Origin of the sequence: Cohnella nanjingensis (assembly GCF_014212125.1) — a bacterium.
GTDB lineage: Bacteria > Bacillota > Bacilli > Paenibacillales > Paenibacillaceae > Cohnella > Cohnella nanjingensis.
The window spans coordinates 305,621-321,738 of sequence record NZ_JACJVP010000024.1 but is presented as its reverse complement, the minus strand read 5'-3'; the positions used below and the strand labels follow the sequence as shown (position 1 = coordinate 321,738).

Here is a 16,118-nt window from a genome sequence, read left to right as displayed (position 1 = left end):
TCACGCCTATCAGGTAAAATCTCCTATTTTTTCACTTGATTCGACAAATAATAGGCAAATCCACCCTCCGTCGCCAGACTCATAACCATCTCCTCTGCAGCAGCCGCGTCCCGAAGCAATCCTTGATGCATCGCCTCGTGAAATTCAAGCAGCGGAACGGGCGCGCCGGGCAGGCAGCGCAGACGCTCGCCATACGTCCGAACGATATCGGCAAGCCGATCCAACGCCCGCTCGCGATAGATCGCCTGCCTCACCCGCCGCTCGTCCAGCGGCTCATGCGGCGCCAGCCCCGTCCCCTCCCGCGCCAGCGCGAGGAAGGCATTCGCCTGCGCTCCGGCCAGGTCGTCCCGCCAATCCGCCCAGTCGTCGGACAACTGCAGCGTCGCCAGCACGAGCTCGATCGCCTCCGCGATGACGGGGAGGCGGTCAAGCCGCCCGGCGAGGATCAGCATGCCTGCCGCGCAGAGCTTGATCGGCGCCGACTTGCGGGCGAGCCGTACCGGATCGCGCGGATCGGCCGGCCGCCGCCGCTCTTCGGATACGGCGGCCGCCCACTCCTCGAGATAGCGGCGATCATACGGCCAGAGCGGGGACTCCCTGTCAAAGTATCGGCCGTAATAGTCTCGGAATACGCCGTGGCAGAGCTGCCCCAGCGCCAGCGCGTCCCTCGCTTCCAGGGCCAGCGGACCCGCATCGCCGTCCATGACGTCGTCCAGCAGAAAATAATGCAGCATCGCAAACACGTTGCCCGCGGCCAGATCCCGGCACAACGCCTCCGGGCTCCCCGTCTCCTCCTTCAGCCAGCAGGGCAGCAGGAAGCAGATCATATTAGTGCCCTCTCGGCCGTTCAGCGGATTGCACCCGGCCAGCAGTGCCTGTCCCATCCGGTCGAACGGGGCCGGGAACCGGGCCGCATCGGCTGCCGCATGCGCGAAGACGGCTTCGATCTCGCTGCCGTACGCTTCGATCCAGTTCATCGGTCGGACTCTCCTACTCTCGCTTGATTGTGCAAGGCATGCCGATCTGTTAACCGATTATCGCAACTCAAAAAGGACATCCGGCACCGCGCAAATCCGTTCGTCTTCTCTCATTTCCCCTAGCGTATCGCAGTTCCCGCGGGGTGTAAACGGTATCGCAAAGGTCCGCCGAAAGAAAATCGAGAAAAGTTCCACGCCTCCGGCGACCCTGACATAAGGGTGTCAGGGTCGGTGGTCTAAGATAAGAAGCGTAGAGAAGAGAACGACAAACCCTTTGAGGAGGCCTTCCCCCATGACCAACGTTAACCCGATCGCAAGCGCAGCCGACACCGAGATCCGCCCGTTCCGCATCGCCATCCCGCAAGCCGACCTGGACGATCTGCAAAACCGCCTGTCCCGCACCCGCTGGTTGAACGCGTTGCCGGAGGCCGGCTGGAAGTACGGCGTCCCGCTTGACTACGTGAAGGACCTCGCGGCCTACTGGCAGAACGGCTACGACTGGCGCGAGCAGGAAGCGCGCCTGAACGGATACCCGCAGTTCACGACGACGATCGACGGCGCCAACATCCACTTCATGCACGTCCGCTCGCCCGAGCCGAACGCGGTCCCGCTGATCCTCACGCACGGCTGGCCGAGCTCGATCGTGGAGTTCCTGGAGCTGATCGGGCCGCTGACCGACCCTCGCGCCCACGGCGGCGATCCGGCGGACGCCTTCCACCTCGTGATCCCTTCCGTGCCCGGCTTCGGATTCGCGGGACCGGATCTGGCGGCCGGCTGGGACATCGCCCGCATCGCCCGGGCCTGGGACGTCCTGATGAAGCGGCTCGGCTACGCGCAATACGGCTCGCACGGCAGCGACCTCGGCGCGCTCGTCTCCCGGGAGCTGGGCATCCAGCAGCCCGAAGGCCTCCTCGGCATCCACGTGTTGCAGCTGTTCTCTTTCCCGTCCGGCGATCCGGCGGAGATGGCGGACTTGTCCGAGGACGATCAGCAGCGTCTCGCGTTCCTCGCGAACTTCCATGAGCGGGCCGGCTTCAACGCGATTCAATCGACCCGGCCGCAGACGCTCTCCTACGGCCTCGCCGACTCGCCGGTCGGCCAGATGGCCTGGATCGCGGAGCTGTTCAACGGCTTCGGCGACCATGTCGACTTCATCGGCCGCGACGCGTTCCTGACGAACGTCATGCTCTACTGGCTGACCAACACCGTCGAGTCGTCCACGCGCATCTATTACGAGAACGCGCACAACCAGAATCCCGCCGCGCAAGGGCCGAACGCCGCGCCGACCGGCGTCGCCGTCATGGGCCACGACTTCAAGTCCATGAAGCGGTTCGCCTATCGGGACAACACCAACGTCGTCCACTGGTCGGAGTTCGAACGGGGCACCCACTTCGCCGCCCTGGACGCGCCGGACGTGCTGGCGCCCGACATCCAAGCCTTCTTCCGCCGCTTCCGCTAATCCAGCGAGAGGCAGATCGAAAGGGCACCCGCGCAGGGTGCCCTTTCGGCATGCGTTATTACCGCCAGACGGCGGCGTATTTCTTGCGGTACTTCGGGTCCTCTTCCGTCTCGATGAGATCCAGGGATAGCTGCCGGATGGAAAAGCTCCGTCCCCTGCGGGACGGAGCCTCTTCTGAAAGTGCGATTAATCCCGGCTCATGATCTTGGCGAGCAAGCGGACGATCTCCAGATACAGCCACACCAAGGTGACCATCAATCCGAAGGCGCCGTACCACTCCATGTACTTCGGAGCGCCCTGCGCCGCGCCGTTCTCGATGAAGTCGAAGTCCAACACGAGATTCAGCGCCGCGATGATCACGATGACAACCGAGATGCCGATGCCGATCCAGTTGCTCTCATGCAGATAGGGTACGGTGATGCCGCACAGGCCGAGCACGAAGCTGACCAGATAGAGCAGCGCGACCCCCGCCGTAGCGGCGAACACGCCCAGCTTGAAGTTCTCCGTCGCCTGGATGATCCTCGTCTTGTAAGCCAGGAGCAGGGCGATGAAGACGCACATCGTCAGCAGGGCGGCCTGCAAGGTGATGCCGTCAAACCTCGCTTCGTACTGCGCGGAGAGCGCGCCTAGGAATACGCCTTCCATCAAAGCGTAGATCGGCACCAGATAAGGCGCGGTAGTCGCCTTGAAGCTGATGATCAGCGCCAGGACGAACCCGATGAGCGCCCCCCCGACCGCGTATCCCATCACGTTCTGTCCGTCGAAGTACATCGACCATGTGACGAATGCCGCACCAAGCAGAATCACGAGCGTAATGAACGCTTTGTTGACCGTGCCCTCGATCGTCATTCTGCTCGTGCCGCCGTATTGCCTCGTTCGTTCAAAAGTATTGTCGTTCAATGTCGGATTGCCGCTGCGACCGATCACCTGAGAACCACCTCGTCCGTTATAATATTCCAATTATATCACGGTTTGTACCAAATTTATTCACTTTTTGTTCTAGAGGCTCTTCAAGATCCCCTCCGGTCAAAAGAAGGTCATCGGCCAAGGGATGTAGAAAAGAATACACGCGAATAAGGCGACGATAGCGAAGGAGGATGCAACGTGAAGCTGGATCGTCTGCTCTCCATCACGATGACCCTCATGAATCAGCCCCGCGTCAGCGCGACCGAGCTGGCCGAACGCTTCGAGGTGTCTCTGCGGACAATCTACCGGGATATGGATGCGATCAACCAAGCCGGCATCCCGATCGTCTCCTTCCCCGGCTCGGACGGCGGATACGAGATTATGTCCAGCTTCCGCATCGACAGGCAGGTCCTGTCGCTGGACGACTTCTCCGCCATCTACTCCGCCTTGCGAGGCGCACGATCGGCCACCGAGAGCTTGAATATCGACAAGCTGCTGGAGAAGATCGGCGCTCTGATGCCGCAGCAGGCAGGCGTAGCGGACGCGGCCAACCTCGATCTGGACTTCCAGCCGACGCCGAACGACAAAGAGAAGATCGGCCCGCTGCATGAAGCGATCAAGCAGCTGCGCCTGGTGCGCTTCGAATATCTGGACACCAAGGGAGCGGAGTCGGAGCGCTCGGTCGAGCCGATGGGCCTGTTCCTCAAAGGCTATGTCTGGTATCTGTACGGCTACTGCCTCGCCCGGTCCGATATCCGCATCTTCAGACTCACCCGCATGCTGCGGCTGAAGACGCTGTCCGAGACGTTCGAGCGCCGCGACTTCACGCTTCAGGACGTCGAACGGCAGTTCATGAGCCGCGCCGACTTCGCCAAGGTGAAGGCGAAGCTGTGCTTCAGCCCGGAAGCGAAGACCAGAGTCCGCGACGAGTTCGGCTTCGACCGGATCACGGACCACCCGGACGGGACCTTGTCCGTCGCCGCCGGATATTCCTCGTTGGAACGGGCGGTTCAGAAGATTCTGAGCTACGGCAGCCAGGTGACCGTGCTCGATCCGCCCGAACTCATCGAGGAGCTGAAGCGGCACGTGCGTCAGATGGCGGTCCATTACGGCATCGCTTGATCGTCCGCCGTGTCCCGCAACGGAGGACAACGACAAAGACCAACCGGCATGCACTGGCCGGTTGGTCTTTTTTTCGCTGCCGAATCCTTCTCTTCGATGAGCCTCGCCTGCCGGCCGAACGGGCGCGTTACCCGGCCACGGCGCTGAAGTACCGGCGGATCTTCGCCAGCTTGGCTTCCTGGTTGCCCTTCGGGCTCTCCATGTTCCCGAATTCGAAGAACTTCACCTTCCGGATGCCCACGAAGCCGAAGAGCGCCCGCTTCATCAGCACTTTGTGCGCATTGTGCAGCCAGAGCAGCGGATAACCCGCTGGCCCCTTCATCGTCGATACGCATACCGCCGACTTCCCCTTGAGCAGCCCCTCCGGCAGCAGTCCGCCCTTGTCCCGATAGGCGAAGCCCGAAGCGAACATCTGGTCGATGTATCCCAGCAGCATGGCGGGCGGGCGGCCCCACCAGATCGGATACACGAGGACGATCTTGTCGGCCCAACGGATCTGCTCCCGATACTTCGCGAGGGCCGGATCCGCGTGCATATCCCTTCTGCGCTTCTGCTTGTCGAACACCAAGACCGGATTGAACCCTTCCGCATACAGATCCAGCACCTGAATCTCCGAGATACGGGGATTTTCGCTGCTTCCTTCTACTACCTGCTGAAGGAAAGCGTAGCTTAGGCTGTGATGATTCGGATGCGTAAAAATGACCAGTACGTTCATGGCGCCACCTCGTTACTTATCATTTGATAACAAAATAATAGCACGTCATCAATTTTGTTGTCAAATGATAATTGTATTATGATAACGAAATTGTTATCGTGGAGGTTAGAGGTGATCTTGTGGATACGAATGGTCTGTTCCGGAAGTTCGTGGCCTTCACGGCTTCCGTGCATCAAGTGAAGCACGAGTTCACGAAGGATATCCGATTGGACGAGATTACGCCCCTGCAATACAGCATGCTGGAGTATATCGCGGTCAGCCAGCCCGTCACGTTGAGCGACATCAGCGACTGCCTGTTTATGTCCATGCCGAACACGAGCCGCGAGCTGAAGAAGCTCAGCGACAAGCGGCTGTGCGAGAAGCTCGCCGTCGCGGGCGATCGGCGTAAGCATGCGATCCGGCTCTCCCCGCAGGGGCAGGCCATGATGGATGGCGTGTTCGGGCAGATGGAGGCTCGCTTCATGGCACGGACCCAAGACGCAACCCCTGAATTGCTGGCGGAGATCGAACATGCGCTGGACGTGCTGCAGGCCAGCGTCTTCTACACGGAACGTCCTAAGATGGGAAAAAGCTAGCGGGAAGCGATCCCGCTAGCTTTTTGTTATGGCGTACCCGACGGTGAAGGCGCGACCTCCTTCAGCTTGGCGACGATACGGTACGACCCTCGCAGAGGCTCGTAGCCCAACCGCCGGTTGATCTTCAGGATCGGCTCGTTCGTCGAATCGTTGTCCGTCCGGATATAGGCGGCCCCGCGCCGCGCGGCTAGCCGCACGGCCAGGAGCTTCAATCCCAAGGCGACGCCGCGTCCGCGATAGGCTCTGCCCACACCCGTGTATTCGTGGTACATCCCGTTCGTCGCGGCATGATGGAGCACGTTGGTGACGCCCGCATACCGGTCGCCGTCCGCGGCGATGAGGACTTGATCCGGCGCGTATCCATCCGCCTGCAAGTACCATTTCCGCCACTCGCCGATCTCGGGAACCTCCCCGATATAGCCGGGAATATCCACCAACGTCTCCTTGTACAGCGCGTAGAGCTTCCGCTCGCTCTCCTCGCCCGGCTCCTCCGCGAGCGTCGTGAATCGCAATCCTTCGCGCTCCAGCCTCCGCAGCGTCTCGTCCGCGTTCAGCGCCTTCAGATCGGTTCGATCCATCTGCAGAACCGATTGGTAGCCGTGCCGCTCGATGACGAATCCTCTGCGCTGCGCGAATCGGAGCGAAGCCGGCTGATCGTCCCATACTTCCGTGATCAGCGTCGTCGCTCCGAGTCCGCCGCCCCACCCCAAGACATGGCGCAGTAGCTCGCTCCCAACGCCTTGGCCGCGGTACGCCTCCGCCACGACCAGCGTATTGTTCAGATAGCCCGGTTCCGTCCACGGCGCCCGCCACGACCAGACGTATCCCACGATCTCGTCCGCTTCGGTCACCGCCACCTGCCGCGTCCGGTCATAGCCGCCCAGCAGTCCGTTCTCGTCCAGATAGGTATGACCGACTTCATACAGCTTGGCATCGTCCTCTTCCAGCCGTCGAGCCGTCGTTGGCTCGGACCAGTACGTGTTCAGCAGCGCGGCCATTCCTGCATAGTCGTCCGGCAGCCGCAAAGGCCGCAATCGAATGCGCATTCCGGCATCCCCTTCCCATCGTCGCCGACTGTCTTTTCCCCTATTGTGTCATAGTGCGCAGGTCGCGGCCATGGAAAGGATGGCTATAAATAAAGCGGCCCAGGCGGGCCGCTATAACAAGGACTGGCCGCTAGCCCAGCATTTGCTTCAGGAGCTCCTTGTTGCGCGCCTTGAACGCTTCGTTGTGCGAGGAGACCATCGCGACCTTGTCGGCGTCCGGCTGGATGTACCGCTTCGCCATGTTCACCGCGTTGGCCGCGTCCTGGAAGGCGCCTGCGATGAGGTGCAGCTTGCCTTCGTGCGTGAGAATATCTCCAGCCGCGTACAGTCCCGGCACCGAAGACTCGCTGTTCGGATTGCCCGCGATGAGGCCGTACTCCGCCATCGCCATCTTCAGGTCGCTGTTGTTGAGCAGGCTCGTATCCTGCTCGTAGCCATGGTTGATGATCACTTCATCTATAGGCAGGTGCGTGACTTCGTCGCTCCCCTGATCCGTCAGCTCCACGCGCTCGATGACCGTGTGATCCGCGCTGGCCAGCAGCTTCGTGATCTGGGTCTGGAAGAGGCAGACCGCCGAGCTGTTCATCAGCTGGGAGACTTGCGCTTCATGGCCGGTCAGTGCGTCTCTGCGGCAGGCGAGGAACACCCGGCGCGCCACGGGCTCGAGCTCGTTCGCCCAATCGATGGCCGCGTTGCCGCCGCCCGAGATGATGACCGTCTTGTCCTTGAATTGCTTGAGCGACTTCACCGTATAATGAAGATTCGTCACTTCGTAACGCTCCGCGCCTTCGATCTTCAGCTTCTGCGGCTTCAGGATGCCGCTGCCCACCGCGACGATGACCGTCTTCGAATAGTGCGTACGGCCGGATGACGCATGGAGCTCGAAGATCCCGTCGGCATCGCGGGTGATCGATTCGACTTTCTCGTTCAACACGACCTCGGGGCTGAACGTGAGACCCTGCTGGACAAGCTGCTCGATTAGCTTGGCGCCGGGGATCGGCGTGACGCCTCCGATGTCCCAGATCATTTTCTCCGGATAGACATGGACCTTCCCGCCCAACTGCGGCTGATATTCGATCAGCTTCGTCTTCATCTCGCGAAGTCCGCTATAGAATGCCGAGTACAGCCCCGCAGGGCCTCCCCCGATTATCGTCACGTCGAACAGCTCCCGATCCATGTCGTCTCTCCCTATGCTCATATTAACATTGATTATCATTCTCAATTGACTTGAATATACACCTTTCCGTTCCGCTTTTCAAGTAAAAACGGCTTCGCCGTCTTACAAGGAGCGGCGATATGTTTTATAGAAGATGTACTCCTTTTTCAACCGCTAACGTCCTCCAAACCACAATAAGTTGTAAACGTACCATTTTTTTCGCCGCTAACGTCGTTCAAACCATGATAAGTTGCAATAGTACCACTTATTCGGTCCCTTTTCGCTCATTCGGTGATATTGGTTCAAATAAGTTGTACGATTACAAGTTCTTTCCTTCAAATCGCCATAATGGGCAAAATAAGTTGTACTTTTACAAGTTATTGCTTTCCTAACGCTTGTACGGCCGATGGTCCTTTCCGTGGATCAAGAAAAAACCGATTGACAGCGAATGAAATTCTCTTTATCTTTAGAGGGTGACCGACATTGATAATCATTATCATTTAAAATCCGCCATTGCATGCATACTTATTCCCAGAAGGAGGTTCTATCGTGGTTCGTCTCTATACGGAAGACTTGAACATCGGCTACGGAGATCGTTCGATCGTTAAGGATCTGAGCGTCGTCATCCCGGACCGGCAAGTCACGGCCATCATCGGCTCGAACGGCTGCGGCAAATCCACGCTGCTCAAGGCGGTCACCCGCATCATCCCGCACCAGTCGGGGGCGATCATGCTAGACGGCATGAGCATCGCGAAGGAGAACACCAAGCTGCTCGCCAAGAAGATGGCGATCCTGCCGCAGACGCCGGAGAGCGCCAGCGGATTGACGGTCGGCGAACTGGTCTCGTATGGCCGCTATCCGTATCAGAAAGGCATGGGGCGCCTCACCCCCAAAGATATCGAGGTCATCGACTGGGCGCTCGAGGCGACCGGTACGATCGCGTTCAAGCATCGGTCCGTCGACGCGCTGTCGGGCGGTCAACGCCAACGGGTCTGGATCGCGATGGCGCTCGCCCAGGAGACCGAGATCATCTTCCTCGACGAGCCGACGACGTACCTGGATATGGCGCATCAGCTCGAGGTCTTGGAGCTGCTGAAGAAGCTGAATACCGAACAAGGCCGCACGATCGTCATGGTGCTTCACGACCTGAACCAAGCCGCCCGGTTCGCGGACTATATCATTGCGCTCAAAGACGGCGAGATCGTCAAAGCCGGCACCAATGAAGAAGTCATCCGCCGCGACGTGCTCAAGCAAGTATTCAACATCGACGCGGAGATCGGCCGCGACCCGCGCACCGACAAACCGATGTGCATCACATACAACCTCATTAAGGGAGAATCCGTCGAACATGAAAAAGGTCATTCCGCTGCTGATCTTGGTGCTACTCGTACTGAGCGCATGCAGCAGCAACAGCAGCAATCAGCCGGCTAAGTCTTCCGGCGGAGCTCCGTCTTCGCCTTCCGCATCCGCATCCTCCCCCGCATCGCCCGAGGCTTCCCAGAAGTCCGGAACGATCACTTATCAATCCGAGAGCGGTCCGGTCGAAGTGCCGGCCGACCCGAAGCGGGTCGTCGTTCTCTCCTCCTACACAGGCAATGTCATGTCGCTCGGCGTTCCGTTGGTCGGCGTCGACTCCTGGTCGAAGATGAACCCGGAGTTCCAGGATAAGCTCAAGGACGCGCAAGAAGTGTCCGACGAGAACCTCGAGAAGATCATCGAGCTCGATCCGGATCTGATCATCGGCCTGTCGAATATCAAGAACATCGACAAGCTCAAGGAGATCGCGCCTACGGTTACCTACACATACGGCAAGGTCGATTACTTAACCCAGCATCTGGAGATCGGCAAGCTGCTGAACAAGGAAAAAGAAGCGCAAGCTTGGGTCGACGACTTCAAGCAGCGCGCCCAGCAAGCCGGCGAAGAAATCAAAGCCAAGATCGGCGAGAACGCCACGGTCTCGGTCATCGAGAACTTCGACAAGCAGCTCTACGTCTTCGGCGACAACTGGGGCCGCGGCACTGAGATTCTGTACCGGGAAATGAAGCTGAAAATGCCGCAAAAAGTGAAGGATATGGCGCTGAAGGACGGCTACTACGCCCTCTCGCTCGAAGTCCTGCCCGAATATGCCGGCGACTATCTGATCTTCAGCAAAAACGGAGATGCCGACAACTCGTTCCAAAAAACCGACACGTACAAGAACATTCCGGCCGTCAAGAACAACCATGTCTATGAAGCCGACGCCAAAGCGTTCTACTTCAACGACCCGTTGACGCTCGAGTATCAGCTGGCATTTTTCAAAAAACACTTTTTAGGATAGGCGACCGATGAATAGCGATCAAAGACGTTCCATTCCTTTCGGGTACAAGTTCATAGGCGGCCTCGTCTTCTTCGTGGCAATGTTCGCCGTCGCCATGGCGCTCGGAGCGGCGAATACGAGCCTGAAGGACGTATGGCAGGCGCTCGCCACAGACGCCGTCGGCGAAAAGATCTCCCTCATCCGGGAGATCCGGTTGCCGCGGGAGATCGCGGCCATCTTCGTGGGCGCGGCGCTCGCCGTCTCCGGCGCCATCATGCAAGGCATGACGCGCAATCCGCTGGCCGATCCGGGCCTGCTCGGCTTGACGGCGGGCGCCAACGCGGCGCTCGCCGTCACGATGGCGTTCGTGCCGTCGGCGGGCTACTTCGGCATCATGATCGCCTGCTTCATCGGGGCGGCGGTCGGCACGGGTCTGGTCTTCGGCATCGTCGCGATGAAGAAGGGCGGCTTCTCTCCGCTGCGCCTCGTCTTGGCCGGCGCGGCGGTCTCCGCCTTCCTGTACGCGATCGCCGAAGGCGTCGGCCTCGCGTTCAAGATCTCCAAGGACGTCTCCATGTGGACGGCCGGCGGCATCATCGGCACGTCGTGGGGGCAGCTGCAGGTCATCGTCCCGTTCATCACGGTCGGGCTGATCGTCTCTGTCGCGCTGTCCAGACAGCTCACCATCCTCAGCATGAGCGAAGAGGTCGCCGTCGGCCTGGGCCAGAATACGGCGCGCGTCAAGGCCGTCCTGTTCATCGTCATGATCCTGCTCGCCGGAGCTTCCGTCGCGCTGGTCGGGAACATGACTTTCATCGGGCTCATGATTCCGCACATCGTGCGCGCGATCGTCGGGACGGACTACCGCTACGTCGTGCCGATGTCGGCCGTCACAGGCGGTTCGTTCATGCTGCTCGCAGATACGCTAGGCCGTACGATCAATTCGCCTTACGAGACGCCGGTGGCGGCGATCGTCGCGCTGGTGGGCTTGCCCTTCTTCCTGTTCATCGTGCATAAAGGGGGCAAAGCCTTCACATGATACACCCGGCCGTTATCCGTAAATATCGCATCGCCGTCGGCTTGCTCATCGCTCTGATCCTCGTTACGGTGGTCGCCGGCATGGGCATGGGGTACTCCAAGCTGTCCTATGGCCGGCTGATCCCGACGCTGCTCGGTCACGGCACGTTCAAGGAAGAGTTCGTGCTGTACTCGGTACGTTTGCCGCGCATCGTCATCACCCTGCTGTCCGGAATGGCGCTGGCGGTATCCGGCTCCATCCTGCAGGGCATCACCCGGAACGACCTCGCTGACCCGGGCATCGTCGGCATCAACTCCGGTGCGGGCGTCGCGATTGCCGTGTTCTTTCTGTTCCTGCCGCTCGATCCGGGCACCTTCGTCTATCTGCTCCCGGCGGTCGCGTTCGCAGGCGCGTTCGTCACCGCGGGTCTCATCTACGCGTTCTCGGCCTCCCGGCATTCCGGGTTGCAGCCCGTCAAGCTGGTGCTGACCGGCGTAGGCTTCTCCATGGCGCTGTCCGGGGTGATGATCGTCCTGATCTCGTCCGCCGAACGTTCCAAGGTCGACTTTATCTCGCGCTGGCTGGCGGGCAATATCTGGGGGACGGATTGGCCCTTCATCTGGGCGATCGTCCCATGGCTCGCGATCCTCATCCCGTTCACCCTGTACAAGGCCAATCGGCTGAACCTCCTGGGGCTCAGCGAGCCGACCGCGGTCGGCGTCGGCGTCGCGATCCGCTCCGAGCGGATCGTCCTGCTCGTGGTTGCGGTGGCGCTGGCCGCGGCCGCCGTATCCGTGACCGGCGGAATCGCCTTCATCGGGCTCATGGCGCCGCATATCGCCAAGGCGATCGTCGGACCGCGGCACCAGCTGTCCGTCCCCGTCGCGCTGCTCATCGGGGGCTGGTTCCTGCTGCTGGCCGATACGATCGGCAGGCAGGTCGTCGATCCCGACGGCATTCCCGCGGGCGTCATGGTCGCCTTGATCGGCGCGCCGTACTTTATGTACTTGCTGTTGAAGCGCAGTTAGGCTAGGCATATGGAACGCAAAAGAAACCGCCGGGCGATCGGCGGTTTCTCTGCGTTGTTCTTCGGCGCGAGGATGGGCAAGCTTAGACGTATCCGCCGTTCGCGCGAAGGGTCTGACCGGTGACCCATTGCGACTCCGGTCCGGCCAGAAACAGGACGACCTGCGAGATGTCCTCCGGCTCGCCGAGCCGGCCGAACGCATTCATGCTGGCGATGGACTTGATCTGCTCCTCGGTCTTCCCGACGTTGAAGAGCTCGGTGTTGACCGGACCCGGCGCGACGGCATTGATCGTGATGCCCTTCGGTCCCAGCTCCTTGGCCAATTGACGGGTGAATTGCTCGACCGCGCCCTTCGTGCCTGCATAGACGCTGTAGGTCGGGAACATCTGTCCCGCCACGGACGTGGAGAAGTTGATGATCCTTCCATTCTCGTTCATATGCTGCGCCGCCTGTTGGATGGCGAAGTAGGTCCCCTTGACGTTAATCGCGAAATGGCGGTCGAAGTCCTCTTCCGTCACGCTCGCGATCGGCTTCGTGATCATGATGCCCGCGTTGTTGACCAGGATGTCGATCCGGCCATAGGCCTCGAGCGTCTCCTTGAACAAGCGCTCCACTTCCGCTACGCGGCTAACGTCGGCTTGAATCCCGATCGCCTCCCCGCCTTGCCGGCGGATGGCGGCTACCGCTTCCTCCGCCTTGGCCGGGCTGCTCGCGTAGTTGACGACGACTTTCGCGCCATGTAGCGCCAGATCCTCCGCGATCTTGCGCCCGATGCCGCGCGACGCGCCCGTTACCAATGCGACTTTGCCTGCCAGCTTCTTCTCCATCTGCCATCCCAGCCCTTCATGATCGATTGACTCCATGCGTTGATTATAGTCTCCCTCAAATACAAATGTCAAATAACATATTTTATTTTTTGTCATTCGATAGCGATACGAAAGCCCTCCGCGCTCACGATTCCATGAGGCGAAGGGCTGAATAGGCGGTACGAAGGACTAAGCGGCGAGGCCGGAGAGCAGTAGACGCCATACCGCTTCGAAGTCCGCGTCCATCGTCCCGGACAGCCACTCCTGGGCATGCGCGGGATGGTGAAATCTCGCGGTCGCGGAGAATAACGCCCGCGCGACATCTTCCGGCCGTCCGGCCTTGAACTCGCCCGACCGCATACCGCCTTCGACGATCTGCGCCATCTGGCGGACCAGGTGATCCACGTGGGCGTGAATGACCGCGACCGACTCCACCGTGACCGCCGTATACATGGCGAACATCTCCGCATCCTGCGCCAGATACGTCCGCTTGGCCTGGATGAGCGCCTCCATCCAGGAACGGAGCCGATCGGCGGCGCTGCCGTCCGTCCGGTGGACGATGGCTTCCAGCGGCGCGGAGATGCTCGCATCGAGCCAGCGCTCGGTGACGGCTTCGCGCAGCGCGGCCTTGCTGGCGAAGTGACGGTACAGCGTACCGTGGCTGACATTGAGCGCCTTCGCGATGTCGACGACGGACGTCTTCTCCGGTCCATAACGCCGCAAAACCTGTTCGGCGGCATCCAGAATGGCATCTCTGGTTAAAATTTGGTCATGGGACATGAGGTCCGAAGAGCCGTCGGCGGCTCTTCTCCGTACCCCCTCTCTATGTTCCCCATCATTCCACGGGTAGTAAAGTCATGCTCGATTCTGTCCTATGATTGCGATGGCTCGGCCATCTCGCATGACCGAATCCGTGCCTATCTCCGCCCCGACGATCTGGACGGATCGGGCCATCTCACGTTGGAGCCCGCTCCGCTGCCTGCCGTCGCAGGCCGAGGCTGCCCCGGTTGCCGCTGCTTGGCGTTCGCGTTCGCTGCGCCTCCTGCCTTCTCAGGCCTGGGCTGCTGCCCCTGCGGCCTCACGTTCCCGCCGGAGACATTCCCGCCCTTCGCGGACCTGGACTGGTGCCCGGGCTGCTTCGCATTTGCCCCGACAGCCTGCCCGCCCTGGGCCGGCTTCGACTGCTGCTGTCCCGGCTGCCGCGCATTCGCGCCGCCTGACGCATTGCCGCCTCTGGCCGCCTTCGGCTGCTGCTGCTGCTGCCCTTGCTGCCTGCCGTTTCCGCCGCCCGACGGTCCTGCCGCCTTCGGCGCCGGGCTCGTGTTCAGCATCGGATACGGGTGATTCTCGATCCTCGGGATCGTCTTCTTGATCAATTTCTCGATATCCTTCAGGTAGGGGAGCTCTTCGAATTCGCAGAACGAGATCGCGATCCCGCTGTGCCCCGCCCGCCCCGTCCGGCCGATCCGGTGAACGTAAGTCTCCGGAATGTTCGGCAGGTTGAAGTTGATCACGTGCGACAATTCCTCGATGTCGATGCCCCTCGCCGCGATATCCGTCGCGACCAGCACGCGCGTGGTACCGTTCTTGAAATTGTTCAAGGCGGCCTGGCGGGCGTTCTGGGACTTGTCGCCGTGAATCGCCTGCGCGGTGACCTTCGCCTTGGTCAGCCCGCGCGCGACGCGGTCGGCGCCGTGCTTGGTGCGGGTGAACACCAGCGCCGAAGCGATGGAAGGATCCTGCAGCAGCAGGCTCAGCAGGTTCAGCTTGTTCTCTTTGTCCACGAAGTAGATGGATTGCTCGATGCGGTCCACGGTGGACGATACCGGCGTGATCTCGATCTTGACCGGATTCACCAGGAGCGAATCCACCATGCTGGTGATCTCGGGCGGCATCGTCGCCGAGAAGAACAGCGTCTGGCGCTTGACCGGGAGCTTCGCGATAATCCGCTTCATGTCGTGGATGAAGCCCATGTCCAGCATGCGGTCAGCCTCGTCCAGCACGAGGATCTGCACGTGCCGCAGATCGGCGAACCCTTGATTCATCAGGTCGATGAGTCTCCCCGGGGTCGCGATCAGGACATCCGTGCCGCGGGCCAGCATCTCTTCCTGCGCTTTCTGCGATACGCCGCCCACGATGACGGAGCTCCGCAGATTCGTGAACTGGCCGTAGGCCTTCATGTTGTCGGCGATCTGGATGGCCAGCTCCCGCGTCGGCGTCAGGATCAGGGATCGGATCGGACGCTGCGTATTCGGTCTGGCTTGCTGCGCGCTTAAGAGCTGCAGGATCGGCAGCGCGAACGCGGCCGTCTTGCCCGTGCCCGTCTGCGCGCAGCCGAACAGATCGCGGCCCTCGAGGACGGCGGGGATCGCCTGCTGCTGGATCGGCGTAGGTGTCGTGTAATTTTCTTTGCTTAACGCCTTGAGAATCGGCGGTACGATATTTAAGTCCTTGAAATTCATAAGGTCTCCTTATAGGTGCAAATGGTTGGCTTCAAACGCAATAGCTTAACTTTACCACACTTTGCCCCAATTCCCGCAGTCGAACACGGAATTAACCGAAATCCGTCATGCAAATTCGGTCTCCGTCCACGAAAGAGGGCGAGGCGCAGGGGGATCGGGGATCCATCGAGCCTGGAGACGCAGAGAGAGCGGGGATTCATCGACCCTGAAGGCGCAGAGTGATCGGGGGTTCATCGACCCTGGAGGCGCAGAGAGATCGGGGATTCATCGACCCTGGAGACGCATGTTGCGGAACCATCCAGAATGTTCCTAAAGAAGCCCCGCGCCCAAGGCGTAGGTATTGTCTCGTCGCTTGCGCCGAAGGACCCGCAGCCGCGCCCCTGGTACGAAAAAGCATCCAGCCGGTCCGCCGGCTGAATGCTTTTTTAATACAATTGCTTTTATCATGAACTTTGACCCAAGATACAAGGCACCCTAGTCTGCCAAATCACCTCTGCGGGGGGCATGCACTTTCCGCGATTAAGGCGGAAAATCCGCTCTACTCACTGCGAGG

Annotated in this window: 15 protein-coding genes; 7 read left to right on the top strand and 8 right to left on the bottom strand. The window is 60.5% G+C overall.

Annotation, left to right across the window (positions count from 1 at the left end; all coding sequences use genetic code 11):
- Positions 1-23: 23 nt before the first annotated feature.
- The gene (locus H7C19_RS15305; protein WP_185143515.1) at positions 24-977 is read right to left on the bottom strand and encodes a hypothetical protein; all 954 of its coding nucleotides are present in this window, start codon (positions 975-977) and stop codon (positions 24-26) included.
- 292 nt (positions 978-1,269) lie between these two features.
- Here H7C19_RS15305 and H7C19_RS15300 point away from each other — a divergent pair, with 292 nt between their 5' ends.
- On the top strand, positions 1,270-2,436 hold the full coding sequence (locus H7C19_RS15300; RefSeq protein WP_185143514.1) for an epoxide hydrolase family protein: 1,167 nt from the start codon (positions 1,270-1,272) through the stop codon (positions 2,434-2,436).
- 186 nt (positions 2,437-2,622) lie between these two features.
- Here the strand turns inward: H7C19_RS15300 and H7C19_RS15295 are convergent, their stop codons facing one another.
- The gene (locus H7C19_RS15295; protein ID WP_185143513.1) at positions 2,623-3,363 is read right to left on the bottom strand and encodes a Bax inhibitor-1/YccA family protein; all 741 of its coding nucleotides are present in this window, start codon (positions 3,361-3,363) and stop codon (positions 2,623-2,625) included.
- A 177-nt stretch (positions 3,364-3,540) separates the two neighbouring features.
- Here H7C19_RS15295 and H7C19_RS15290 point away from each other — a divergent pair, with 177 nt between their 5' ends.
- Positions 3,541-4,464 (top strand): helix-turn-helix transcriptional regulator, encoded by a 924-nt coding sequence (locus H7C19_RS15290; RefSeq protein WP_185143512.1) that lies wholly within the window; start codon positions 3,541-3,543, stop codon positions 4,462-4,464.
- A gap of 127 nt (positions 4,465-4,591) precedes the next feature.
- Here H7C19_RS15290 and H7C19_RS15285 read toward each other — a convergent pair whose 3' ends face one another.
- Positions 4,592-5,179, bottom strand: a complete 588-nt coding sequence (locus H7C19_RS15285) for an NAD(P)H-dependent oxidoreductase (RefSeq protein WP_185143511.1) — start codon at positions 5,177-5,179, stop codon at positions 4,592-4,594.
- Between the two features lie 119 nt (positions 5,180-5,298).
- Here H7C19_RS15285 and H7C19_RS15280 point away from each other — a divergent pair, with 119 nt between their 5' ends.
- Positions 5,299-5,754: a MarR family winged helix-turn-helix transcriptional regulator gene (locus H7C19_RS15280; protein WP_185143510.1), complete on the top strand. Its 456-nt coding sequence runs from the start codon at positions 5,299-5,301 to the stop codon at positions 5,752-5,754.
- 26 nt (positions 5,755-5,780) lie between these two features.
- On the opposite strand, the gene H7C19_RS15275 is transcribed toward H7C19_RS15280, so the two are convergent.
- Positions 5,781-6,800 (bottom strand): GNAT family N-acetyltransferase, encoded by a 1,020-nt coding sequence (locus H7C19_RS15275; protein WP_185143509.1) that lies wholly within the window; start codon positions 6,798-6,800, stop codon positions 5,781-5,783.
- A 130-nt stretch (positions 6,801-6,930) separates the two neighbouring features.
- Entirely contained in the window at positions 6,931-7,977 is a 1,047-nt protein-coding gene (locus H7C19_RS15270) for an NAD(P)/FAD-dependent oxidoreductase (RefSeq protein ID WP_185143508.1), read from the bottom strand.
- Between the two features lie 528 nt (positions 7,978-8,505).
- Between H7C19_RS15270 and H7C19_RS15265 the strand changes: the two genes are divergently transcribed.
- Genes H7C19_RS15265 through H7C19_RS15250 form a run of 4 tightly spaced genes read left to right on the top strand, consistent with a single transcriptional unit; the run spans position 8,506 to position 12,298 of the window.
- The gene (locus tag H7C19_RS15265) at positions 8,506-9,387 is read left to right on the top strand and encodes an ABC transporter ATP-binding protein (RefSeq protein ID WP_185143507.1); all 882 of its coding nucleotides are present in this window, start codon (positions 8,506-8,508) and stop codon (positions 9,385-9,387) included.
- Entirely contained in the window at positions 9,305-10,273 is a 969-nt protein-coding gene (locus H7C19_RS15260) for an iron-hydroxamate ABC transporter substrate-binding protein (protein ID WP_185143506.1), read from the top strand. Before H7C19_RS15265 ends, H7C19_RS15260 begins: the two co-directional genes overlap by 83 nt.
- Positions 10,274-10,280: 7 nt before the next feature.
- The gene (locus H7C19_RS15255) at positions 10,281-11,291 is read left to right on the top strand and encodes a FecCD family ABC transporter permease (RefSeq protein ID WP_185143505.1); all 1,011 of its coding nucleotides are present in this window, start codon (positions 10,281-10,283) and stop codon (positions 11,289-11,291) included.
- Positions 11,288-12,298: a FecCD family ABC transporter permease gene (locus tag H7C19_RS15250; protein WP_185143504.1), complete on the top strand. Its 1,011-nt coding sequence runs from the start codon at positions 11,288-11,290 to the stop codon at positions 12,296-12,298. The genes H7C19_RS15255 and H7C19_RS15250 overlap by 4 nt, the downstream gene beginning before the upstream one ends.
- Before the next feature lie 82 nt (positions 12,299-12,380).
- On the opposite strand, the gene H7C19_RS15245 is transcribed toward H7C19_RS15250, so the two are convergent.
- From H7C19_RS15245 to H7C19_RS15235, 3 genes are all read right to left on the bottom strand, one after another.
- The gene (locus tag H7C19_RS15245) at positions 12,381-13,124 is read right to left on the bottom strand and encodes an SDR family oxidoreductase (RefSeq protein ID WP_185143563.1); all 744 of its coding nucleotides are present in this window, start codon (positions 13,122-13,124) and stop codon (positions 12,381-12,383) included.
- A 168-nt stretch (positions 13,125-13,292) separates the two neighbouring features.
- Positions 13,293-13,883 carry a TetR/AcrR family transcriptional regulator gene (locus tag H7C19_RS15240; RefSeq protein WP_185143503.1) on the bottom strand — a complete coding sequence of 197 codons (591 nt, stop codon included), beginning with the start codon at positions 13,881-13,883 and terminating at the stop codon, positions 13,293-13,295.
- Between the two features lie 137 nt (positions 13,884-14,020).
- Complete coding sequence (locus H7C19_RS15235; protein WP_185143502.1) at positions 14,021-15,565, bottom strand: DEAD/DEAH box helicase; 1,545 nt, start codon at positions 15,563-15,565, stop codon at positions 14,021-14,023.
- Positions 15,566-16,118: the final 553 nt, after the last annotated feature.